Origin of the sequence: Myxococcus sp. NMCA1, from assembly GCF_026810205.1 — a bacterium.
Lineage (GTDB): Bacteria > Myxococcota > Myxococcia > Myxococcales > Myxococcaceae > Myxococcus > Myxococcus xanthus_A.
Genome location: NZ_CP113950.1, coordinates 5,496,908 through 5,518,862 on the forward strand (window position 1 = coordinate 5,496,908; position 21,955 = coordinate 5,518,862).

A 21,955-nucleotide genomic window follows, 5' to 3' on the forward strand; every position below is an offset into this window, starting at 1 on the left:
GGAACGACTGGCACCTCCCCCGGCATACGGCGGCCACTCCAGGGCCCCCATGCCCGGCCGAGCCCCTGGCGGGGCCTGCCTGCGTTGCCAGCAGCGCTCGCGGTCCAGAACGTCAGGAGACAGGCCCTGGGCGAACGCTTAACGAGAGGAGGCCATCCAGATGAACGGCAGGCGCGATGACGACCGGCGATGGGGAGACAGGGAGCGGGAGCAGCGGCCCTCGAGGGGCTGGGAGGACGAACACACCCATCCGAGGGACACCTGGGCCCGCGCCCCGGCCAGGGATGATGAGCACGGCTACGAGCGCGGGTCCGAACGCAGGGGCGACTTCGAGCGGGACGACGCCGGCGCCGAGCGACGACGGGGCGGTCCGCACCGGGGCCACCACCGCCGAGGCGGTTGGGCCTCCGAGGATGATGCGTTTCCACGCTCCTTCGACAGCGAGCGGCACTTCCGGGACGCGGCGAGGGACCGGGACACACGCGACTACCAACAAGACGTGGACTTCGGACGCGCCGCGCGCGCCCTGGACCAGGGCCGGGAGTATGGCCGCGACTTCGACCTGGACCGGGAGCTGGACCGCCGCGCCCGGAACTTCGACCCGGAGCGCATCGCCAGACGGCCCGGCTACAGCCCGAGCGGCACGTTCCGCGAAGTCGAGGAAGACTGGCGCCTGGAGCCTCCCTACCTCGGCGTCCTGGAGGACGTGGGGACGGAGGTAGGACGCCGGGGCGGACACGAGAGGCCAGAGCGCCGGGGGCACGGCGGAAGGCACCATGGCCACCGGGGCGCCGACGACGCCCACGAGCGCCGACGACGGGAAGCGGGCGGCATGGACCGGGGCCGGCCCTGGCGCGCCGCCGGACGCATGGCCGAAACGGATGTCCGCTACGGGGGCACACAGCCCGCGGGCCACGGCCCTGGTGTGGAGAACATGGCGCCACCGTGGGATGGGTACGCCACCAGTCCGTCACGGCCGGACGACCACGATCTGGGGCAAGGTGGCTTCTCGGGTGGGCGCTACCGGCCCGAAGGCCCTGTGAGGGCGCCACCCCGTGGACGCGCGCCGCGAGGCTACCGGCGCTCCAGCGAGCGAATCCTGGCGGACCTCTGCGACCGACTGATGCAGAGCTGGGTGGACGCCGAGGACGTGGACATCCGCGTGCGGGACGGCGTGGTGCTGCTGGCCGGCGTGGTGCGCAGCCAGGATGAGCGGCACGCGACGGAAGCGCTCGCCCGGGACGTGCTGGGGGTGAAGGAGGTCATCAACGACATTCGCATCGACCGCGAGGACGGCGTCGTGGACCGGCCCGCGTCACGCAGCCCCGTCCAGACTCCGGGTATGGACGCCTCCGACGACGACACGCTGCATTCGTGAGGCGGCAGACGCGACGCGACGCGGCGCGACGCGGCGCGACGCGGACATCGCGGTGGCCCGGAAGCACGCTGGTTCAGGTAGTGTGCCGGGCCTTTCCGTCCGCCACACTCTAGGAGTCCGTTCATGTCCCGCGTCATCCGCGCCCCCCACGGTTCCACCCTGTCCTGCAAGGGCTGGGTCCAGGAGGCCGCGCTCCGGATGTTGATGAACAACCTCGACCCGGACGTCGCCGAGCGCCCCGAGGACCTCGTCGTCTACGGCGGCACCGGCAAGGCCGCCCGCGACTGGCCCTCCTTCGACCGCATCGTGTCGAGCCTCCAGAACCTGGGCGACGATGAGACCCTGCTCGTCCAGTCCGGCAAGCCCGTGGGCATCTTCCGCACGCACCCGGACGCGCCGCGCGTGCTCATCGCCAACTCCAACCTCGTGGGCCGCTGGGCCAACTGGGAGCACTTCCACGAGCTGGAGAAGAAGGGCCTGATGATGTACGGCCAGATGACCGCGGGCTCGTGGATCTACATCGGCACGCAGGGCATCCTCCAGGGCACCTACGAAACCTTCGCCGCCGCCGGCCGGTTCCACTTCGGCACCGATGACCTGGCGGGCCGCCTCATCCTCTCCGGCGGTCTGGGTGGCATGGGTGGCGCGCAGCCGCTGGCCGCCACCATGAACAACGCCGTGTTCCTCGGCGTGGAGATCGACCCCACTCGCGCTCGCCGCCGGGTGGAGACGCGCTACCTGGACGTCGTCGCCAAGGACCTGGATGAGGCGCTGGCCCTGGTGAAGGACGCCCAGGAGAAGCGCGTGGGCCGCTCCATCGCCGTCATCGGCAACGCGGCGTCGGTGTTCCGCGAGCTGTACCGCCGCGGCATCAAGCCGGACCTCGTCACGGACCAGACGAGCGCCCATGACCCGCTCAACGGCTACATCCCCACGGACCTGTCGCTGGAGGCCGCCGCCGAGCTGCGCCAGCGGGATCCGGAGACGTACGTCCGCCGTGCGCGCGAGTCGATGATGATGCACGTGCAGGCGATGAACGACTTCCAGAAGGCCGGCAGCCACGTCTTCGACTACGGCAACAACCTGCGCGGCCAGGCGGAGCTGGGCGGCATGGAGAACGCCTTCGAGTTCCCCGGCTTCGTCCCCGCCTACATCCGCCCCCTCTTCTGCGAGGGCATGGGGCCCTTCCGCTGGGTGGCGCTCTCTGGCGACCCGGAGGACATCCGCGTCACCGACCGAGTGGTGCGCGAGCTGTTCCCCCAGAAGGCCTCGCTCCAGCGCTGGCTGAACATGGCCGAGGAGCGCGTGGCGTTCCAGGGCCTGCCCTCGCGCATCTGCTGGCTGGGGTATGGCGAGCGCGCCAAGGCGGGCCTCGCGTTCAACGAGCTGGTGCGCAAGGGCGAGGTGAAGGCGCCCATCGTCATCGGCCGGGACCACCTGGACTGCGGCTCGGTGGCGTCGCCCAACCGCGAGACGGAGGCGATGAAGGACGGCACGGACGCGGTGGCGGACTGGCCCATCCTCAACGCGCTGGTGAACGCGGTGAACGGCGCCTCGTGGGTGTCCTTCCACCACGGCGGCGGCGTGGGCATGGGCTACTCGCTGCACGCCGGTCAGGTCATCGTCGCGGACGGGACGGCGGAGGCCGCGCGCCGCATCGAGCGCGTGCTCACCAGCGACCCCGGCATGGGCGTGCTGCGCCACGCGGACGCGGGCTACCCGGAGGCCATCGAGGTGGCGAAAGAGCGCGGCGTGAAGATTCCCGGCATCACCACCTGAAGATGAAGCAGGAGGCCGCAGTGAAGCGCTTGTGCGCGGCAGGGGTCGGACTGTGGGGCGCCGCCGTCGTGGGACTGGCGGGGTGCGCCCCCACGGCGATGGGCCCCATGGTGATGCGGATGGGGCCCGGGGCGCCGGACCGCAACGTCATGCAGGTCGGCATGCGCTCCGGCCCCCGGCTGAGCGCGCCCATCGCGGGGACGCAGGCCGGCGTCGGAACGGGAAACAGCTTTCGGGGAAACGAGTCGAGCTTCTCCACGCAGCAGTGGGGCGTGGCGTTCGACGCGGCCCTGACGGTGCCCCTGTCCGAGCGGCTGCACCTGCACACCGGACTTCAGGGCGAGTTCCTCCTGCCCATCCCGCTGCCCGGGTACGGGCTGTACGCCGGGGCCTCGTACTACGTGGGCTCGGAGCAGTTGGGCCTGGCCCCGGCGTTGTCGCTGCGAGGCGCCTCTGATTTCGGGCTAGGCACCCCGCGCGGCGGGCCGGGCAGCATCTTCGGCGCGGAGGTGTCGTGCGCGCTCACGATGCAGCCGGAGAAGAACGTGTCCATTGGCCTGGTGCCCTTCGCGTCGTGGCACACGGTGGCATCGCACGGGCGCAACGAACAAGCGTTGTATTACGGCGGCGTGGTGGCGGCGCGCGTCTCCTGGGGCGGAATGAACGACTTCGAGCTGTCGGGCGGGTTTGGCCGCGCGAAGGTTGGCAAGGGTGTGAGCTGGAACGTGCCCATCATGGGCGCACGCGGAGGACGTTGAGACATGGACGTGCTGGACCTGCTGGTGCGCAACACCTCCGAAGTGCTGACGGTGGAAGGCTCGCACCGCGAGCGCGCGGAGGACGCCCTCACGCCGCGCCCTGGCGCCGTGGTGGGTGTGCGAGGAGGCCGCATCGCCTACGTCGGCCCCGAGGCGGAGCTTCCCTCGAGCGCGGTGGGCCCAGGCACCGAGGTGGTGGACGCCCAGGGTGGCTTCGTGGGCCCCGGCTTCGTGGACCCGCACACGCACCTCGTCTTCGCCGGTGAGCGCTCGGCGGAGTTCGACCTGCGCAACCAGGGCGCCACCTACCTGGAGATTGCCAAGGCGGGCGGTGGCATCGCCGGCACGGTGCGGGCCACGCGGGCCGCGAGCGAGGACGAGCTGGTGCGGCTCGCCCTCCCCCGCACGAAGCGCCTGTTGGAGCAGGGCGTGACGACGGCGGAGGTGAAGAGCGGCTACGGGCTCGACCTGGAGACGGAGCTGAAGATGCTGCGCGCGGTGCGGCGGCTCGGCACGCTGACGCCGCTGGAGCTGGTCCCCACGCTGCTGTGCGCGCACGCCGTGCCGGAGGAGTACCGCGGCAAGCGCGAGGACTACGTGCGGCTGTGCATCGAGGAGATTCTCCCCGCCGTCGCGCGCGAGGGGCTGGCGCGCTTCTGTGACGTCTTCGTGGAAGACAGCGCCTTCACCGTGGACGAGGCGCGCCGCATCTTGAGCGCGGGCCGGGCACTGGGAATGGTGCCGCGGCTGCATGCGGACCAGCTCACCGCGTGTGGTGCCTCCGAGCTCGCCGCGGAGCTGGGCGCCGCCACGGCGGACCACCTGGAGCAGGTGACGGACGCGGGACTCAAGGCGCTGGCGGACGCCAACGTCACGGCGGTGCTCGTTCCCACCTCCACGCTGTTCCTGCGCATGCGGCCCTACGCGCCTGGACGCCGCATCCGCGATGCGGGGCTCAACGTCGCTTTGGGTACCAACGTCAACCCCGGTTCCGCCATGAGTGAAAACACAGCGTTGGCGCTGGGACTCGCGTGTCTGGAAAACGGGCTTACTGCGGCAGAGGCGTATTGGGGAGCCACCCGTGGCGCGGCGGTGTCCTTGGGACTGCAACAGCATGGCAGGCTGACCGTGGGTGACCCGGGCGACCTGGTGGTCTTCAGCTGTGCTTCGTACCGCCATCTGCCCTACCATCTAGGGGTAGCGCACGCGCGAGTGGTCGTGAAGGCCGGACGCATCGCTGTCCGGCAGCAGATGGAAGGCTGCGCGTGAACCGGCGTCGCAGAGACACAGCGGCTCCGAGTGGATAAAGACGGGACGACATCCGTCAGGGCCGGACGTTAAGAGTATTCGTTGCTAGCCATGTGCCGACTATTTGGATTCCGTTCAGCGATTCCCGCCGCCGTGCACCCCTCCTTGGTGACGGAGAAGAACTCGCTCCTCATCCAGTCGCGCGAGCACAAGGATGGATGGGGCATCGCGGCCTACGGCGCCGAGCAGGCGCCGGTGGTTGCGCACGGTGTGGGGCCCGCGCACAGCGACCCGGACTTCGAGCGGGTGAGCAGCCGGGTGTCCTCCCATACGGTGGTGGCGCACATCCGCCTCGCTTCGGTGGGCGCGGTGGAGCTGCGCAACTCGCACCCCTTCCTCCATGGCCGCTGGGCGTTCGTACACAACGGTACGGTGCGGGAGTTCGCGCAGCACCGGGCTGCCGTGGAATCGCTCATCTGCCCGAGCCTTCGGATGAACATCCAGGGCACCACCGATAGCGAGCGGTGCTTCTACCTGTTCCTCACCCGCCTGGCGGCCCGGCATCCGATTGACCGGCAGGTTCCGGTGGAGGCCGTGGCGCGCGCGCTGGCGGAGACGATGACGCTGGTGGCCGCCATCACGGATGCCGCGAATCAGGATGGCCGCTCGGCGATGAACTTCCTCGTGTCCGACGGCGAGCTGATGGTGGCCTCGCGGCGTAACAGAACGCTGTTCGTGTCCACGGGCCCGTCGCGCGACGACGTGTCGACGCTGCCGGCGCCAGGGACGAAGTTGGAGCAGCTCGTCGTGGCCAGTGAGTCACTGTGTGGCGGGCCGTACTGGGCACCGGTGGCCGAGGAGGACGTCATCGGCGTGGACGCGAACCTCGTGTTCCACCGCTGGCGCGTGCCGGAACTCGCAGGCCCGGACCTCTGCCCCTCCGTGAAGCCGGACACGTCGCGCGGCGTGGCCTGAGGCCTCCGCTGCGCGCCGAACTCATCGAACGGTGGCAGACGGCCGACGGTCAGCGGCGGCGCTCGGAGCTCCTGCAAATGGGGCTGCGGGGCAACTGGCCCGAGGCCTTGAGCGGTTTCGTGGCAACATCCGAGCTGGGTGACAACCCAAGAGACCTCCGAGGCATCGACTTGTCAGGGCAGGACCTGGCATCCGCAGACTTGGTGCGCGCGCGGCTGGAGGGGGCGAGGCTCGATGGCAGCGGGCTGGAGTACGCCCAGCTCGACCTGGCAACACTCACGGGCGCATCGCTCCGGCTCGCCCGGCTGAACCACGCGAGCCTCCACGCGTGTGTCGCGTTAGGTACTCAATGGGATGACGCTCAGCTGGAAGGCACCCGGCTCACGGCGTCCAACTTGACGGGGAGTTCCTTCCGCCGAGCCCGGTTTCGAGGCGCTCAGCTCGAACAGACCATCTTGCTGAACGCGGACCTCCGCAACGCGGACCTGCGTGACGCGAGGTTGTTCCTCTGCGACCTGGAAGGCGCACTCCTCACTTGCGTCCAATGGAATCCGCCACGAACGTATCCCGTCACGAGCCAACACCTGGCCGAGATTGCTCGTCGTGCCGGATTCCCCTCATTCATCGAGCCGCTCCTGGTGCCCGGCGGCATCATGGACCTTCTCCACATGTCGAACAGGCAGGTTCTGCTCCACGTGGAGGCCGCGATAGAGGCCAGCACGGACGTCCAGTCGGAGCTGCGCGCCATTCTGCACGAGAAGAACTGGCGCATCGTGCTGATGGCGGCTGCAGGCATCGTGCTAGCGGGAGCCGACGAGGTCACGTTGGCGGCGCTCTGGGCGCGGATCGATGAAGGGAGCTGGGTCCACCCTCAGCTCACGGTGGCCGCGGTGCTCCGCGATCCATCCTGCGATGACCGGGTACGCGAGCGACTCATGCATCATGAGTTGCCGCGACGGAACAACATCCGAGAGAGCCTGGAGTGGGCGGCGACCGTTGGACGCAACGTGCTCGGCTTACGCGAGCCCCACTCCGGGCACCACACCTGCCAGGCTCACCGCTGGCTGAGACAACTGCAAGCCTTCGCCCCCCTGAAGGTCCAGGAACAGTGGTTACGCGGAGGCAGCGCCAAAACGTGAACAGGCCACGCGGGCGGCGGGGCCCCGATTGAGATTGAGCAGCTCCTGTTCGGAAATGTCGGGACTTTCGCCGCCGCCAAAACCCCCGACATTTCCTAACAGCACGCGCTCAGACCGCCCAGGGAGGCAGGGCCTGCCTGATGGGAGTCCGGTACCCCGCTTCGAGTCAGCCCATCCACGAGTCAAGCAACGCCGCAGGCCGTACACCAAACGCCTCCGCCATCAGCTCGCGTGCCTCGCCGCCCGCGTGCTTCAGCGTGACGCGCAGGTAGTCACGCGGCGCAGCCTGCGGAATCTTGTCCAGCCACTCCACCAGCATCGCGCTCTCGGTGCCTTCCAGGTCCAGGAAGCCCGTGGCGTACAGGTCGTCGTAGTCCGTCAGCCGGTACAGGTCCGCGTGGTACAGCGGGATACGTCCCGAATACGGATACACAATCGCGAACGTGGGGCTCGCCACCTCGGAGCGAGGAACGTTCGCCCCGTCCGCCACTCCGCGCACCAGGTGCGTCTTTCCCGCGCCCAGGTCGCCAATCAGCCCCACGAAGTCACCGGGCTCCAGCAACTCACCCAGGCGCACACCCAGCCGGTGCGTCTCCTCGGGAGACTCCAGCCGTACCGTCCGCACACGCGCAGCTGACGCTTCTGTGCTCATCGTTCCCACCGCAGCCACACCTCGCACAGCCCCTGCTCCACGATGTCCCCTGCAACCAATCCCAGTTGCCCGCGCTTCGCCGCCGCCAGGTCCCCAGCGAGCCCGTGCGCGTACACCGCCGTCCAGATGGCCGAGGGCACTGGAAGCGACTGAGCCAGGAACGCGCCACAAATCCCGGACAGGACGTCCCCCGAGCCACCCGTCGCCATGCCCGGGTTGCCCGTGGTGTTGAGGTACACGCGTCCATCCGCGCCACTCGTCAGCGTCCGGTCCCCCTTCAGCACGAGCGTCACCTGAAGCCCCTCGGAGAACTGCCGCGCCACGTCCAGCCGGTGCGCTTGGACTTCCTTCGTGGACTTGCCCGTCAGCCGGGCCATCTCTCCCGGGTGCGGCGTCATCACCACCGGGCCCTTCGCGCGTCGCAGCGCCGACAGGTCCGTGGCCACGGCGTTGAGCGCGTCCGCGTCCAGCACCGTGGGCACCTCCACGCGCGACAACAATTCCCCAATCAGCGCCCCCGTCTCCGGGCCCCGGGGAATCCCCGGCCCGATGACGAGCGCGTCCTTGCCCTCCGCCGCCGCAATCAGCGCGTCCAGGTCGCCCAGTCCCAGCGGCCCCGTGGCTTCCAGCGGAATGCCCATGATCTCCGCCGAATGCGACTGGATGGTGTCCAGCGCATCCGCGCGAGCGGCCACCGTGACAAGCCCCGCCCCGGAGCGCAGCGCCGCTTTCGCCACCAGCGCCGCGGCTCCTGTCTTTCCCCGGCTTCCCGCCACCACCAGCACGTGGCCAAAGGTCCCCTTGTGGGAGTCCGCCTTCCGCGTCGGCAACGTGCTGCGCGCGTCCGACTCCTCCACCACGAAGAGTTCGGGTCCGGAGACCTCATTCGAGGACTCGCCGCCCATGCCGATGTCCACCCGGTGCACGCGGCCACACAGCGAGGCCCCCGGCTCCAGCACCTGCCCCGGCTTGAGGAAGCCGAAGGCCACGGTGGCATCCGCCTCCACACACGGAGAGAAAGGCTCCCCCGTGTCGCTCTGGAGCCCGGACGGCACATCCGCCGCCACGACCTTGGCCCCTGCTGCCCGCCAGCCGCGAATCGCTGACACGGCGTCCGCGAAGGCCCCCGCGGGTGCACGACTCAAGCCCGTGCCAAAGAGCGCGTCCACCACCACGTCACCGCGCCTGGCCGGCTCCACGGCCTCCAGCGTGCGCGGCGTCACACCGAAACCCTTCACCGCCTCCAAGTTCCGGCGCGCCTCGGGCGTCAGCTTCGCGGCGTCGCCCACCATCACCACCGACACGCAGGCGCCGCCCTCCCGGAGGAAGCGCGCGGCCACCAGCCCGTCCCCTCCGTTGTTGCCCGGCCCACACACCACCACGAAGCGCCCCCCCGAGCCGATGAGCCCCCGAGCCACCTCCGCGAGCCCCCGCCCGGCGTTCTCCATCAGCAACGCGGAGGGCATGCCGTGGCGGGCTTCGGCGGCCTGCTCGGCCTGACGCATCTGGGCGGCGGTGAGGACGCGCAACATGGCTTCAATCCCCTTTCGATTGGAGCACCACCGTGGCGGCGGCGACGTCCGCATCGTGGGTCAGCGCGAGGAAGGCCTCCAGTCCTCGCGCCTCCATGACCTCCAGGGCCACGCCGGACAGTGCGAAATAAGGCGCTCCGCCCTGCCGCCGGACCTCCATGTCCTTCCAGCGGATGCCCGGCGGCGCGCCCAGCGCCTTCACCAGGGCCTCCTTGGCGGCGAAGCGCGCGGCATAGGCACTGGCCGCGTCACTGCGCCGGCCGCACAGGGCCCGCTCCGCCTCGGTGTAGACGCGGTTCAGGAAGGGCTCCGCGCGAGGCCCGTCCAGGATGCGCTGAATGCGGGAGATGGAGCAGATGTCCAGGCCCAGGCCGCGGATTCCCATGGCGCCCTACCCCGGGTTGCGCATGAGCTCGAGCATCTCGCGCACCGCGCGCTCGAAGCCCACTAGCACCGCGCGCCCCACGATGGCGTGCCCGATGTTCAGCTCGTCGATTTCGGCGATGCGAGCAATCGGCTGCACGTTGTCGTAGTTGAGCCCGTGGCCCGCGGCCACGCCCAGGCCCAGCTTGGTGCCCGCCTTGGCCGCGTCGATGATGCGCGCCAGCTCCCGGGCCCGCTCCTTCTCGTTGCGCGCCTCGCAGTAGCGGCCGGTGTGCAGCTCAATGCGGTCCGCGTTCACCTTGTGCGCCGCCCGCACCTGGTCCAGGTCCGGGTCGATGAAGAGCGAGACGGAAATCTCGCCGTCCTTCAGGTTCTTGATGATCTTCGCGATGTGCTCGCGCTGGTTGGCGACCTCCAGGCCGCCCTCCGTGGTGAGCTCCTCGCGGCGCTCGGGCACCAGCGTCACCACGTCTGGCTTGTGCTCGTAGGCGATCTTCACCATCTCCGCGGTGGCGGCCATCTCCAGGTTCAGGAGCGTCTGCGTCGTCTCACGAAGGATGCGCAAATCCCGGTCCTGGATGTGACGCCGGTCCTCGCGCAGGTGGATGGTGATTTGCTGCGCGCCGGCAAGCTCCGCCAGCGCCGCGGCCGTCACCGGATCCGGATACGTGGTGCGCCTCGCCTGACGCAGCGTCGCCACATGGTCCACGTTGACACCCAGTCGCTGTCCCATCGACCGCACCTCGCTCGTGCGCGGCCATGGGATTGTCGAAGGGCCCCGGTGCGCGCCGGCCCTTCTTCACGCCGGCTGCGTCCGGAAGTCAACCGCCGTTCGCAGCGGCCCTCAGACGCTGAGGGCCTTGGACAGCGCGTCCGCGATTTCCTTCGCGTAGGCCTGGTTGCGGGCGGCGTCCTCGCCCTCGATGAGGACGCGGGCCTTGGGCTCGGTGCCGGAGAAGCGCACCAGCACCCGGCCGGAGTTGCCCAGCCGCTGCTCCACGCTCTTGATGACCTTCATCACCGTCGGGAGCTCGCCCAGCTCCTTCTTCTGCTTCACGGCGACGTTGACCAGCGTCTGGGGCACGGGCTCGAAGATGGAGGCCAGCTCGCTCAGGGGCTTGCCCGCCCGGCACATCACCGCCAGCAGTTGGAGCGCCGCCAGGGTTCCGTCACCCGTGGTGGTGTGGTCCAGGAAGATGAGGTGGCCGCTCTGCTCGCCGCCCAGGTTGTAGCCGTTGCGGCGCATCTCATCGACGACGTAGCGGTCCCCCACGCGCGTGCGCGCCACCTTCACGCCCCAACGCGCCACCGCGCGCTCCAGGCCGATGTTGCTCATCACCGTGGAGACCAACATCTTCTTCTTCAGTTGCTTGCGGGCCACCAGCTCGCCCGTGCAGATGGCCATGATGGCGTCGCCGTCGACGACCTTGCCCTTCTCGTCCACGACGATGAGGCGGTCGGCGTCACCGTCCAGGGCGATGCCCAGATGCGCGCCGTGCTTCACCACCGTCTTGGCCAGGTTCTCCGGGAAGAGCGCGCCGCACTTGTGGTTGATGTTCTTGCCGTCCGGCGAAACGCCGAGCGCAATCACCTTGGCACCCAGCTCCTCCAGCACGGCGGGCGCCGTCTTGTAGGCCGCGCCGTTGGCGCAGTCGACGACGATGGTCATCCCCTCCAGCGTCAGCTCGCGCGGGAAGGTGGCCTTCAGGAAGACGATGTAGCGGCCCCGCGCGTCCTCCATGCGAAAGGCCCGGCCAATCTTCGTGGCCGTGGGCCGGATGGAGTCGATGGAGCCGCTGGACACCAGCTCTTCAATCTTGCCTTCCGTCTCGTCCGGCAGCTTGAAGCCGTCGCGCCAGAAGAACTTGATGCCGTTGTCCTCGTAGGGGTTGTGGGACGCGGAGATGACAGCGCCCGCGTCCGCCCGCATGGAGGTGGTGATGTTGGAGATGCCCGGGGTCGGCAGCGGCCCGACGAGCTCCACGTCCACGCCCATGGAGGTGAGGCCGGCGGCCAGTGCCTGCTCCAGCATGTAGCCGGACAGCCGCGTGTCCTTCCCAACAATGACGCGGTGGCGGTGCGGGCCGTTGCGGATGAGGAACGCGAGCGCCCGCCCGAGCTGCATCGCGACCTCGGCAGTCATGGGATAGACGTTCGCCTTCCCACGAACACCATCCGTGCCGAACAGCTTCTGGGAAGCCTGCGCCTCCTTGGGAGGCATGTTCATCCTGTACGCCATGTGTGCCGCTCCGCCTTTCCCACGCCGGGCCTGCGCCGGCCTCTCGACGTCGGGGCTTATACCCCGCCCACCACGCGGGCTCGAAGTTAGGAACCCACTGCCCCCTGGGCAACCACCCAGGCATGCGGGCCGGCGCAGACTAAAAGAGGTTGCGAAATCAGTACCAACCGAATCGCCGCCGTCCATACACGGCGGCTCGGGGAGCGGCCAGCGGAAGGTGAAGTTTTCGGCCACAGCCTGAGGGCTGTAAGCCACACTTTGTTACCGGGCGTAGAGCGTTCCTCCGTCTTCGCACCGCCGGATGGCGTCCGCGACGGCCAACGCGTCCCGGGCCTCGGTCACGTCATGGACGCGGACCACGTCGGCCCCGCCCAGCGTCGCCATGGAGGCCACCGAGCCCAACGTCGCCGCCAGCCGTTCGGAGGCCGGCTTGCCGCCCGCCAGCCGACCGAGGAAGCCCTTGCGGCTGGTGCCCACCAGCAACGGCAGCCCCAGCACGCGCAGCTCCGGGAGGCGGCGAAGCAGGAAGAGGTTGTGCTCGAAGGTCTTCCCGAAGCCGATGCCGGGGTCCAGGAGGATGTGCCCCCGGGGGATGCCCGCCGACTCGGCCCGGATGATGGCGGCCTCCAGGAAGGCCAGCACGTCCTCGACGACGTCGTCGTAGCGCGGCGCCTGCTGCATCGTGGCCGGAGTGCCCTGGATGTGCATCAGGCAGCAGGCGGCGCCGGCCTCGGCCACCACGCGGGGCAGGTCGGCATCGGAGCTGAAGCCGGTGATGTCATTGATGAGGTGCGCGCCGGCCTTCAACGCCTCGCGCGCCACCGCGGCCTTGGTGGTGTCCACGGACAGGGGCACATCGGTCCGGGCCCGCAGGCCCTCGATGACGGGAACCACCCGCGCCAGCTCCTCGTCGGCGCTCACCGGCAGGGAGCCGGGCCGGGTGGACTCACCGCCCACGTCGAGCAGGTCCGCCCCCGCCTCGGCCAAGGCCAGACCGTGGGCGATGGTGGCTTCCGTCCCGGCATAGCGCCCGCCATCCGAGAAGCTGTCCGGCGTCGCGTTCACCACGCCCATGACGTAGGTGCGGGAGCCCCACTCGAAGCGCCGGGCGCCCAGCGTCAGCACCGCCGGCGCCACACCCGCGGCCAGCGCGGACGCCACCGCCGATGCCAGCGAGGACAAGCCCCGGGCGTCGGTGCGAGCGGCCGTCACCAGCCGCTGGAACTGCTCAGCGCGTCCCGTCAGCAGCCCCGTCCCCGGGCGGGCCTGTGCGTCACCGGGAAGCCATGCGGGGAACGCGTCAGACAGCGTCTGCAGGAAGGCTTCGTCCTGGTGACTCAGCCCGGTGAGGAGGAGCCGTGTGAAGGGCAGCGTCTCCAACAGGGCCCGTTGCGTGGGCTCCGTCAGCCCCATCCGCCGGAAGGCCAGGATGAGGTCCTCCGGGGGCTCGGAAGTCAGGGGGCGGGCGCGAATCATCGGGAGGCTCCAGGGAGGGGGCCGCGTACCGTCACCAGGACGGGACGCGCTTCCCTACCCTACCGCTCCCGAGCGCGCCCGGGGGCGCAGGCTTCGAGCGGCTCGGTCACGATGTCCACCGTGGACGTCGTCATCAGCTTGTGGACGGGGCACTGCGCGACGGCGTTGTACAGCCGCTGCTTGTCCGCCGGTGACAGCGCCCCGTGGAACGCCAGCTTCACCTTCAGCGTGTAGGTGCCCTGCCGCTCCCGCGAGTCATCCCGTTCGACGTGCGTCTCCACGCGCTCCAGGGCCAGGCCGTTGCGCTTCGCGTACCACGTGGCCGTCAGGGCCTTGCATGCCGCCAGCGCGGCGTCGAAGTAGTCGTGCGGGCCGGGCGCGGAGTCCTCGCCGCCCAGCGCGGGGGCCACGTCCGCATGCAGGGTATGGGTGCCGGTCTGCAGGACCTGGCGAAACGCTCCGGGCTTCTCGGTCTGGCTGTGGGTCGTCATGGGGGGCTCCGGGAGAAGAAGGTGGACCGGAGGCCCGGTGAAGGTGCCTCCGGAGCGGTCCGCGTGGGTGGCTCAGGCGGCCTGCTCGGCCTGCGCCTTCACCGCCTGGACCTCGATGGCGATTTCAATCTTCTCACCGACGAGCACGCCGCCCGTCTCCAGCGCCTGGTTCCACGTCAGGCCGAAGTCGCGGCGGTCCACGGACGTCTTCGCCTCGAACGCGGCCTTGACGTTGCCCCACGGGTCCTTGCCCACGCCGAGCTGCTCGGCGTCCAGCACCACCTCGCGGGTGACGTCGCGGATGGTCAGGTTGCCCGTCACCTTCAGCCCGTTGCCGGACGCCTTCTCCACCTTCGTGCTCTTGAACGTGATGCTGGGGAACTTCTCCACGTCGAAGAAGTCCGGCGAGCGCAGGTGGTTGTCACGCTGCTCGACGCCGGAGTCGATGCTGGCCGTCTCGATGGTGACGGCGACGGAGGACTTCGTGACGTCCTGCTCGTCCAGCGAAACGGCGCCGCTGTACTTGCGGAAGCTGCCGCGAACCTTCGCGATGACCATGTGGCGGACAGAGAAGTGGATGCCGGAGTGGGTGGTGTCGATGTTCCAGGTCGTGGTGGCCATGAGGTGCCTTCCTTTTTGTGTGAAGCGGTGTGTTCGACGAGGAGGAAGGTAGCGGTGTCCCCCGGGCTTGATTAGATGGGCCAGACTGGAAGAACTGTTCCACCCACGGAACAACGCTCCGGGAAGGACGGGAGATGGACCTCAACGAGCTGCTCGTCTTCGCACGCGTGGTACAGGCCGGCAGCTTCACCGCGGCGGCACGCGGGCTGCGGATGCCCAAGTCCACGGTGAGCCGGAAGGTGTCGGAGCTGGAGACGCGGGTCGGCGCGCAGCTGCTCCAGCGCACCACGCGCAAGCTGCGCCTCACCGACGTGGGCCGGACGTACTACGAGCACTGCGCGCGCATCGTCGCGGAGGCGGAGCAGGCCGAGCTGGCCGTGACGCGGATGCAGGCCGCCCCCCATGGCCTGCTGCGCGTGACGACGCCGCTGACGTTCAGCTTCATCGGGCCACTGGTGTCCACCTTCATCAAGCAGTACCCCGAGGTCCAGCTCGAGATGGTGTGTACCGACCGCAACGTGGACCTGATGGCGGAAGGCTTCGACGTGGCGATTCGCGCCGGGCGGCTGGCGGACTCGTCACTCATCGCGCGGCGGCTGGGCATCGTGGAGCGCGTCGTCATCGCGGCGCCCAGCTATCTCAAGGCGCGCGGGACGCCCAAGGCTCCGAAGGATTTGGAGAAGCACGACTGCCTCCTCTTCGGCGCGGGCCTGGAGAACAACGTCTGGACGCTCCACTCCGGCAACCGCTCGGTGGACGTCAAGGTGCCCGCCCGAGTCGTCGTGAATGAGCCGGACATGCTCTACGCGGTGGCGCGGGCAGGCTCCGGCATCGCCCTGCTCCCCAACCTCCACTTCACCTCGGAGCTGGCCGCCGGGCGCTTGCAGCGCATCCTGCCGGACTGGAGCTCCACGGGCGCGCCCGTCCACGCCGTCTACCCGAGCACGCGGCACCACTCCCCCAAGGTGATGGCCTTCGTGGAGTGCCTGCGCGAGCACTGGCCCATCCCCGGCTGAACGGGACATCGTTCCATCCGTGGAACGATGCTTCCCATTGTCCACGCCTAGTCCTGAAAGGCCCTCACGCACATCATGACTCTCGAAACAGCGGCCGCCATCCAGGCGCTGCCGCGGAAAGGAACGTCATGATTGCCATTCGCCCCTCGGAAGCCCGCGGTCACGCCAACCACGGCTGGCTGGACTCCCACCACACCTTCTCCTTCGCCGGTTACTACGACCCGGACTTCATGGGCTTCCGAGCCCTGCGCGTCATCAACGAGGACCGCGTCGCGCCCCACCAGGGCTTCGGCACGCACCCTCACCGGGACATGGAAATCATCACCTACCCGCTCAGCGGCGCCATTGCCCACCGCGACAGCACGGGCGGCGAGGGCCTGCTGCGCGCCGGTGAAGTCCAGCGGATGACGGCCGGCACCGGTGTGCTGCACAGCGAGATGAACGGCGCGGATGAGAACCTCCACTTCCTGCAGATCTGGATCATCCCGGACCGCAAGGGCCTGACGCCTGGCTACGAGCAGAAGGCCTTCCCGGAGTCCGAGCGCCAGGGCCGCTGGCGGGTGGTGGCCAGCCCGGACGCCCGCGACGGCAGTCTCACGGTGCACCAGGACGTGGTGCTTCACGCGACGCTGCTGGGCACAGGCGAGCAGGCGACGTACACGCTCGCTCCGGGCCGCCACGCCTGGCTGCAGCTGGCGCGGGGCAAGGCCACGCTCAACGGCGTGGAGCTGAAGGCCGGGGACGGCGTCGCGGTGGCGGACGAGTCGCAGCTCGTCCTCTCCGCCACGGAGCCGGTAGAAGCGCTGCTGTTCGACCTGGCCTGAGGCCACCTCGCTGAACGAAAGAGAGCACGACATGAGCCGGGACGACTTGAACGCGGAGCAGCTTCCCCCTTCGATGGAGACACTCATCGTCGCGCCCTCACGCGACCTTGGCGACGGGTTCGAGGTGCGGCGCGCGCTGCCCTCGGCCCGCCGCCGAATGGTGGGGCCCTTCATCTTTCTGGACCAGATGGGCCCCGCTGGCTTCCAACCCGGCCACGGCCTGGATGTGCGGCCCCATCCGCACATCGGGCTGGCCACCGTCACCTACCTCTTCGACGGCGAAGTCATGCACCGGGACAGCCTGGGCACGGTGCAGCCCATCCGCCCCGGCGCGGTGAACTGGATGACGGCGGGCAACGGCATCGTCCACTCGGAGCGCACCGGCCCCGGCCCACGCGCAGCGGGCAGCAAGCTCTTTGGCATGCAGGCGTGGGTGGCGCTGCCCAAGCGCCACGAGGAGACGGCCCCGGCCTTCGTCCACCACCCCGAGGACCAGATGCCCTGCCACGAGGGTGAGGGCGCGCGGATGCGCGTCATCACCGGCACCGTGCACGGTCAGCGCTCGCCGGTGCGGACGCTGTCGGACATGTTCTACGCGGACGTGGCGCTGGAGGCCGGCGCGCGCTTCGTGGTTCCGGCCGAGCACGAGGAGCGGGCGATGTACCTCGTCCAGGGCACCGTGGAGGTGGACGGCATGGCCTTCGAGCCAGGAGAGCTGCTCGTCTTCCGGCCCGGCAGCGCCGTCACGCTCCACGCCACCGCGGCGGCGAGGCTGCTGGTGCTCGGCGGAGAGCCCATGGACGGGCCGCGCTACATTTTCTGGAACTTCGTCTCCAGCTCGAAGGAGCGGCTGGAGCAGGCCAAGGAGGACTGGAAGGCCGGCCGCTTCGCCGCCGTCCCAGACGAGACGGACTTCATCCCCCTGCCCGAGGCCCCCCTCCCGGTGCGCTACCCGTAGGCGCGCGGGCCCCCGGGAGCCCGCAAAGCAGAAGGCCCTTCCCAGCAGCGTGGGAAGGGCCTTCTTCATTTCAGCTCAACCGCTGGAAGCGCGTGAGGCTCAGGCCTTCTTCGGCTCCATCGCCGGCAGGCCCTCGAGCGCGTCGAGGATCTTCCGCTTGTCCTTCTTCTCCGTCGCCTTCGGGGGCGCATTCACGCGCGGGGGCGGACGCTCACGGGTCAGCTGCCCGCCCTGGAGGAGGATGTTGACGTCCTCGGCGTCCAGCGTCTCGTACTCCACCAGCGCGTCGGTCACGCGGCGCAGGGCCTCGATGTTCTCCGTCAGCAGCTGCTTGCCGCGCTCGTAGCAGCCCACGACGATGCTGCGGACCTCGGCGTCAATCTGCCGGGCGGTGTCCTCGGAGTAGTCCTTGGACGAGTTGAAGTCGCGGCCCAGGAACACCTCACCGTCGCTCTTGCCGAACGCCAGGGGGCCCATCTTCTCGCTCATGCCCCAGCGGCACACCATGGCGCGGGCCGTCTCGGTGGCACGCTCGATGTCGTTGGCGGCGCCGCTGCTCATCTCGTCGAACATGAGCTCTTCGGCGATGCGCCCGCCCATGGCCATGGAGATCTGGTCCAGCATCTGCTTCTTGTAGCCGTTGACCTTGTCCTCGGTGGGCAGGCTCCAGGTGACGCCCAGGGCCTGGCCGCGCGGGATGATGGTGACCTTGTGGAGCGGGTCGCAGCCCGGAAGCAGCTTGGCCAGCAGCGCGTGGCCCGCCTCGTGGGTAGCGGTGTTCCGCTTCTCCTTCTCGGTCATGATCATGGAGCGCCGCTCGGGACCCATGAAGACCTTGTCCTTGGCGGCCTCGAAGTCGCTCAGGTCCACGCGCTCCTTGTTCTGCCGCGCGGCCATCAGCGCCGATTCGTTGACGAGGTTCTCCAGGTCCGCGCCCGTCATGCCCGGCGTACCGCGAGCGATGACCTCCAGGTCCACTTCCGGCGCCAGCGGCACGCGGCGGGTGTGCACCTTCAGCACGCCCAGGCGGCCCTTCACGTCGGGACGCGGCACCACGATGCGCCGGTCGAAGCGGCCGGGACGCTGGAGCGCCGGGTCCAGCACGTCCGGACGGTTGGTGGCGGCAATCAGGATGACGCCGTCGTTGGACTCGAAGCCGTCCATCTCCACCAGGAGCTGGTTGAGCGTCTGCTCGCGCTCGTCGTGTCCACCGCCCAGGCCCGCGCCACGGTGACGGCCCACGGCGTCGATTTCGTCGATGAAGATGATGCAGGGGGCGTTCTTCTTGCCCTGCTCGAAGAGGTCACGGACGCGGCTGGCGCCGACGCCCACGAACATCTCCACGAAGTCCGAGCCGGAGATGGAGAAGAACGGCACGCCGGCCTCGCCGGCCACCGCGCGGGCGAGCAGCGTCTTGCCCGTTCCCGGCGAGCCCATCATCAGCACGCCCTTGGGAATGCGGCCGCCCAGCTTGGTGAACTTCTTCGGGTCCTTGAGGAAGGCGACAATCTCCTCGAGCTCTTCCTTGCACTCGTCCGCGCCGGCCACGTCCGCGAAGGTGACCTTGTTGTGGCTCTCGCTGAGGAGCTTGGCCTTCGACTTGCCGAAGGTCATCGCCTTGCCGCTGCCACCCTGCAGCTGGCGCATGAAGAAGATGAAGAACAGGAACAGGAAGACGACCGGCATCCACTGACCGAGGATGGTCAGCCAGAGGCTGTTCTGCTCCTCCCGCTCGTACTTCACGTCCACGCCATTGCTGCGGAGCTGGTTCAGCATGGCCGCATCCGGCGCCGGCCCCGTCGTGCGGAACTTCTCCGACGTGTCGGTGAACTTGCCGGAATAGGTGTTGCCCTTGACGGCAACCTCCTTGACCTTCTTCTCCTCCACCTTCGTCAGCAACTGGGTGAAGGACGGTTCCTGGACCTGGTCGTTGCCCTGGGAGAAGAAATTGTAGAAGGCGACGAAGAGGACGATCAGGATGACCCAGAGCCCGATGGTCTTGTAAGTCGAACGCACGTGTCAGCTGCCCTTTCGGAACTCGGCGGGATGAGGGCCGCGCTGGGAAGAACCCCAGCTTTATCCATCACTTGGCCGACACCAGGCGAGCTACCCAGCGGCGGACCGTATCAGCAACAGCAAAAAGCCCTCAACTATTTAGGGGGCCGCGCCCATCCCCCGAACTGCGACTCTGCCACTCTATAACGCCGCGGTCCGCTGAATGCTCGAACCGGGGGGAACCGCCCAGAGGTACTCCCTGGCGGCCGCACGCGGAACCACCGGTGGCCAGAGGCCGGGGAGCCACAACACCTGCCCCTCGGCATCCGCCACCACCGGCCGCGTGGCCCGTGCTTCCGCGGGCACCCGAAAATCAACCAACACATCTTGAAGCTTGCGTTGTCCCCCAGCAGTGCACACCCGGTCGCCGGGGCGACGTGTCCGCACGGTCAGCGGCCAGCGCGTCCCGTCCCCGAGCGCCAGCCCGAGCACGCCCGCAGGTGGAGGTCCGAACTCGACGGAAAAATTCCAACCCGTCCCCGCGAGCGCGCCCCGCGCCCCCGCGTGCTCCAGCCGAAGTTCAGCCGGTGGGGGGGGCGGCACCTGCCGCACGCAGCGCACCCGTCCGCTGGTCGCGCGCAGCACATAGCCCCGCCCCAACGTGGCCGTGCCGCCCTGGGCCACCGCGCGCTGCACGCGGGCCAGCGTGGCCTCATCCACCACGGCCTCCGTGCTGGCCACCAGCCGGGCGAGCACCCGCCGGCGCAGCGCGGGCTCCAGCGCGCGCACGCCCACCGCATCCAGGGCGCCATCCTCCAGACGCAGCCGGTCGAAGGCCGCGTCCGCCATGGACGCCAGCAGCGACTCGTCCTCCGCGGCCACCCGCGCGAAGGCGGCCAGGTGCTTCTCCACGGCGAAACCGGCGGCGCGCGACAGAACGGGTAGCACTCCAAGGCGAACGCGCGTCCGGAAGTGGACAGGGTCGGCGTTCATCGGGTCTGTCGTGTAGGCGACACCCTGTTCCGCCAGGAAGGCCACCACGTCCTCCCGCGTGCACGACAGCAGGGGGCGCACCAGTCCGGGGCGCGCTTCGTGGATGCCCACCGCGCCGCGCAGGGCGGTGCCTCGTGCCAGGCGCATGAGCAGCGTCTCCGCCTGGTCCGTGGCGGTGTGCGCGGTGGCCACCACGTCCAGGCCCCGCTCACGGCGGAGCGCCTCCAGCGTCGCGTAGCGAGCCTCCCTCGCGCGCGCCTCGATGCCGGCCCCTGGATGCAGCCGCAGCGCCTGGACGTGGCAGGGTAGCCCGTGAGCGGCCGCCAGGACGGACACCTGGCGGGCTTCCCCCGCGGCTTCGGGGCGCAGGCCATGGTCCAGCGAGGCCACCTCCACGCGAAGCCGGAGTCGCTCGGCGACGTGCGCGGTTCCCACCAGAAGGGCCGTGGAGTCCGCGCCGCCGGAAACGGCGAGCAGCACCGACCCTCCCTCGAGTCCCAGCCGGGTGTACGCCTCTTGAAGCGTCGTCGTCAGCAGCTGCGTGGCGGAATCATGACGGGGCATCGGACCGCGGTGGAATGGAGTGTCGGGTGAGCGGGTTACAGAGGCACGTGCGGTTGAAGGCAGGGGGGCTGATTCTTATGATCGTCACAACATCGAATCGGCGTTGATGCGGTAGCGGAAATACACGCGGCCGCGAACGCTGTTCTTGAGACGGTCGAATTTTGAGCTGTTGGACCTAGGGGTCCCCCCCCTCCCCCTCTGGGTCCACGGGTCCGCCTGGAGATTTCTCCTGGCGGTCCCTCTTTCCGAAGCGCCCCGGACTTCCTCGTGGAGTCCGGGGCGTTTCCTTTTTCGCGCATGGTTGCACAGCTTACGTGCAACTGGACGAGCAAGGGGACGGACCGTGCGACCTCGGAATGAGTCCTTGGAAACCGTTGACCCTCTTGGGAGTCTGTCGGATAACGGCCCAGGTGTGTTCAGGTCGTCACCCCGAATCCGCCCCGGAGACCCAAGTATGGCAGGCACCGACAAGCGCAAGCAGTCGCTGTACTTCCCCGAGGAGATGCTGAAGGAGATCCAGGAAGAGGCGACCCGTCAGGACCGCTCCCTTTCCTGGGTCGTGCAGCAGGCGTGGAAGATCGCCCGCGAGCGCATCAAGTCGTTCCCCGCCGTGAATGACGTGACTGGCGACGAGCGCCAGGACCCTCGGGAGGAGTAACGACGGATGGCTACGACGGACCATCGTAAACAGAGTCTCTATTTCCCCGAGGACATGCTGGAGGAGATCCAGCGTGAGGCGACGCGGCAAGACCGCTCGCTGTCCTGGATTGTCCAGCAAGCGTGGAAGGTGGCGCGCGGGGACATCCGGAAGATGCCGTCGGTCAACGACGTGCTCAGCCCGCCTCTTCGTCCCGCGGCCCCCGCGCCCGCCCCGGCTCAGCCGGTGACGGCCGTCGCGGCGGCGCCTTCCGAAGAGCCCAAGTAGTTCCGGAG

The 21,955-nt window shown here is 69.2% G+C and carries 21 protein-coding genes; 11 read left to right on the forward strand and 10 right to left on the reverse strand.

Annotated elements, in window-relative coordinates; translation table 11 throughout:
• Positions 1–160: 160 nt before the first annotated feature.
• From OZ403_RS22605 to OZ403_RS22630, 6 genes are all read left to right on the forward strand, one after another.
• On the forward strand, positions 161–1,378 hold the full coding sequence (locus OZ403_RS22605) for a BON domain-containing protein (RefSeq protein ID WP_140855561.1): 1,218 nt from the start codon (positions 161–163) through the stop codon (positions 1,376–1,378).
• A 123-nt stretch (positions 1,379–1,501) separates the two neighbouring features.
• The gene (hutU, locus tag OZ403_RS22610) at positions 1,502–3,157 is read left to right on the forward strand and encodes a urocanate hydratase (protein WP_140792892.1); all 1,656 of its coding nucleotides are present in this window, start codon (positions 1,502–1,504) and stop codon (positions 3,155–3,157) included.
• Between the two features lie 2 nt (positions 3,158–3,159).
• Positions 3,160–3,915 carry a hypothetical protein gene (locus OZ403_RS22615; RefSeq protein WP_268781711.1) on the forward strand — a complete coding sequence of 252 codons (756 nt, stop codon included), beginning with the start codon at positions 3,160–3,162 and terminating at the stop codon, positions 3,913–3,915.
• A gap of 3 nt (positions 3,916–3,918) precedes the next feature.
• Complete coding sequence (hutI, locus tag OZ403_RS22620) at positions 3,919–5,184, forward strand: imidazolonepropionase (protein ID WP_268781712.1); 1,266 nt, start codon at positions 3,919–3,921, stop codon at positions 5,182–5,184.
• Positions 5,185–5,274: 90 nt separating this feature from the next.
• A complete protein-coding gene (locus OZ403_RS22625; RefSeq protein ID WP_268781713.1) occupies positions 5,275–6,138 on the forward strand; it encodes a class II glutamine amidotransferase in 864 nt (287 codons plus the stop codon).
• Positions 6,139–6,257: 119 nt separating this feature from the next.
• Positions 6,258–7,277 (forward strand): pentapeptide repeat-containing protein, encoded by a 1,020-nt coding sequence (locus OZ403_RS22630; protein WP_237079755.1) that lies wholly within the window; start codon positions 6,258–6,260, stop codon positions 7,275–7,277.
• A gap of 166 nt (positions 7,278–7,443) precedes the next feature.
• Here OZ403_RS22630 and tsaE read toward each other — a convergent pair whose 3' ends face one another.
• The 8 genes from tsaE to OZ403_RS22670 all read right to left on the reverse strand — a co-directional run bounded on the left by tsaE (position 7,444) and on the right by OZ403_RS22670 (position 14,672).
• Positions 7,444–7,929 (reverse strand): tRNA (adenosine(37)-N6)-threonylcarbamoyltransferase complex ATPase subunit type 1 TsaE, encoded by a 486-nt coding sequence (gene tsaE / locus OZ403_RS22635; protein WP_268781714.1) that lies wholly within the window; start codon positions 7,927–7,929, stop codon positions 7,444–7,446.
• Positions 7,926–9,461: an NAD(P)H-hydrate dehydratase gene (locus OZ403_RS22640; RefSeq protein ID WP_268781715.1), complete on the reverse strand. Its 1,536-nt coding sequence runs from the start codon at positions 9,459–9,461 to the stop codon at positions 7,926–7,928. The genes tsaE and OZ403_RS22640 overlap by 4 nt, the downstream gene beginning before the upstream one ends.
• 4 nt (positions 9,462–9,465) lie before the next feature.
• Entirely contained in the window at positions 9,466–9,846 is a 381-nt protein-coding gene (acpS, locus tag OZ403_RS22645) for a holo-ACP synthase (protein WP_011554351.1), read from the reverse strand.
• 6 nt (positions 9,847–9,852) lie between these two features.
• On the reverse strand, positions 9,853–10,578 hold the full coding sequence (locus tag OZ403_RS22650; protein ID WP_140792904.1) for a pyridoxine 5'-phosphate synthase: 726 nt from the start codon (positions 10,576–10,578) through the stop codon (positions 9,853–9,855).
• A gap of 111 nt (positions 10,579–10,689) precedes the next feature.
• Positions 10,690–12,084, reverse strand: a complete 1,395-nt coding sequence (glmM, locus tag OZ403_RS22655) for a phosphoglucosamine mutase (RefSeq protein ID WP_140792906.1) — start codon at positions 12,082–12,084, stop codon at positions 10,690–10,692.
• A 261-nt stretch (positions 12,085–12,345) separates the two neighbouring features.
• Positions 12,346–13,560 (reverse strand): dihydropteroate synthase, encoded by a 1,215-nt coding sequence (gene folP / locus OZ403_RS22660; RefSeq protein WP_140855569.1) that lies wholly within the window; start codon positions 13,558–13,560, stop codon positions 12,346–12,348.
• A gap of 59 nt (positions 13,561–13,619) precedes the next feature.
• A complete protein-coding gene (locus tag OZ403_RS22665) occupies positions 13,620–14,051 on the reverse strand; it encodes an OsmC family protein (RefSeq protein ID WP_268781716.1) in 432 nt (143 codons plus the stop codon).
• 72 nt (positions 14,052–14,123) lie between these two features.
• The gene (locus tag OZ403_RS22670; protein WP_140792913.1) at positions 14,124–14,672 is read right to left on the reverse strand and encodes a YceI family protein; all 549 of its coding nucleotides are present in this window, start codon (positions 14,670–14,672) and stop codon (positions 14,124–14,126) included.
• Positions 14,673–14,806: 134 nt separating this feature from the next.
• On the opposite strand from OZ403_RS22670, the gene OZ403_RS22675 reads away from it, so the two are divergent.
• From OZ403_RS22675 to OZ403_RS22685, 3 genes are all read left to right on the forward strand, one after another.
• Positions 14,807–15,688, forward strand: coding sequence for a LysR family transcriptional regulator (locus OZ403_RS22675; protein WP_140792915.1), 882 nt, complete (start codon positions 14,807–14,809; stop codon positions 15,686–15,688).
• Between the two features lie 128 nt (positions 15,689–15,816).
• Positions 15,817–16,512, forward strand: a complete 696-nt coding sequence (locus tag OZ403_RS22680) for a pirin family protein (protein WP_140792917.1) — start codon at positions 15,817–15,819, stop codon at positions 16,510–16,512.
• A 31-nt stretch (positions 16,513–16,543) separates the two neighbouring features.
• Entirely contained in the window at positions 16,544–17,470 is a 927-nt protein-coding gene (locus tag OZ403_RS22685) for a pirin family protein (RefSeq protein ID WP_140792919.1), read from the forward strand.
• A gap of 99 nt (positions 17,471–17,569) precedes the next feature.
• Here OZ403_RS22685 and ftsH read toward each other — a convergent pair whose 3' ends face one another.
• Together ftsH and tilS are read right to left on the reverse strand one after the other, a co-directional pair.
• Entirely contained in the window at positions 17,570–19,486 is a 1,917-nt protein-coding gene (gene ftsH / locus OZ403_RS22690) for an ATP-dependent zinc metalloprotease FtsH (RefSeq protein WP_140792921.1), read from the reverse strand.
• Positions 19,487–19,666: 180 nt separating this feature from the next.
• Positions 19,667–21,022, reverse strand: coding sequence for a tRNA lysidine(34) synthetase TilS (tilS, locus tag OZ403_RS22695; RefSeq protein WP_140855575.1), 1,356 nt, complete (start codon positions 21,020–21,022; stop codon positions 19,667–19,669).
• Positions 21,023–21,476: 454 nt separating this feature from the next.
• On the opposite strand from tilS, the gene OZ403_RS22700 reads away from it, so the two are divergent.
• Complete coding sequence (locus OZ403_RS22700) at positions 21,477–21,680, forward strand: TIGR04563 family protein (RefSeq protein ID WP_002638649.1); 204 nt, start codon at positions 21,477–21,479, stop codon at positions 21,678–21,680.
• Positions 21,681–21,686: 6 nt separating this feature from the next.
• Positions 21,687–21,947 (forward strand): TIGR04563 family protein, encoded by a 261-nt coding sequence (locus tag OZ403_RS22705; RefSeq protein ID WP_140792925.1) that lies wholly within the window; start codon positions 21,687–21,689, stop codon positions 21,945–21,947.
• Positions 21,948–21,955: the final 8 nt, after the last annotated feature.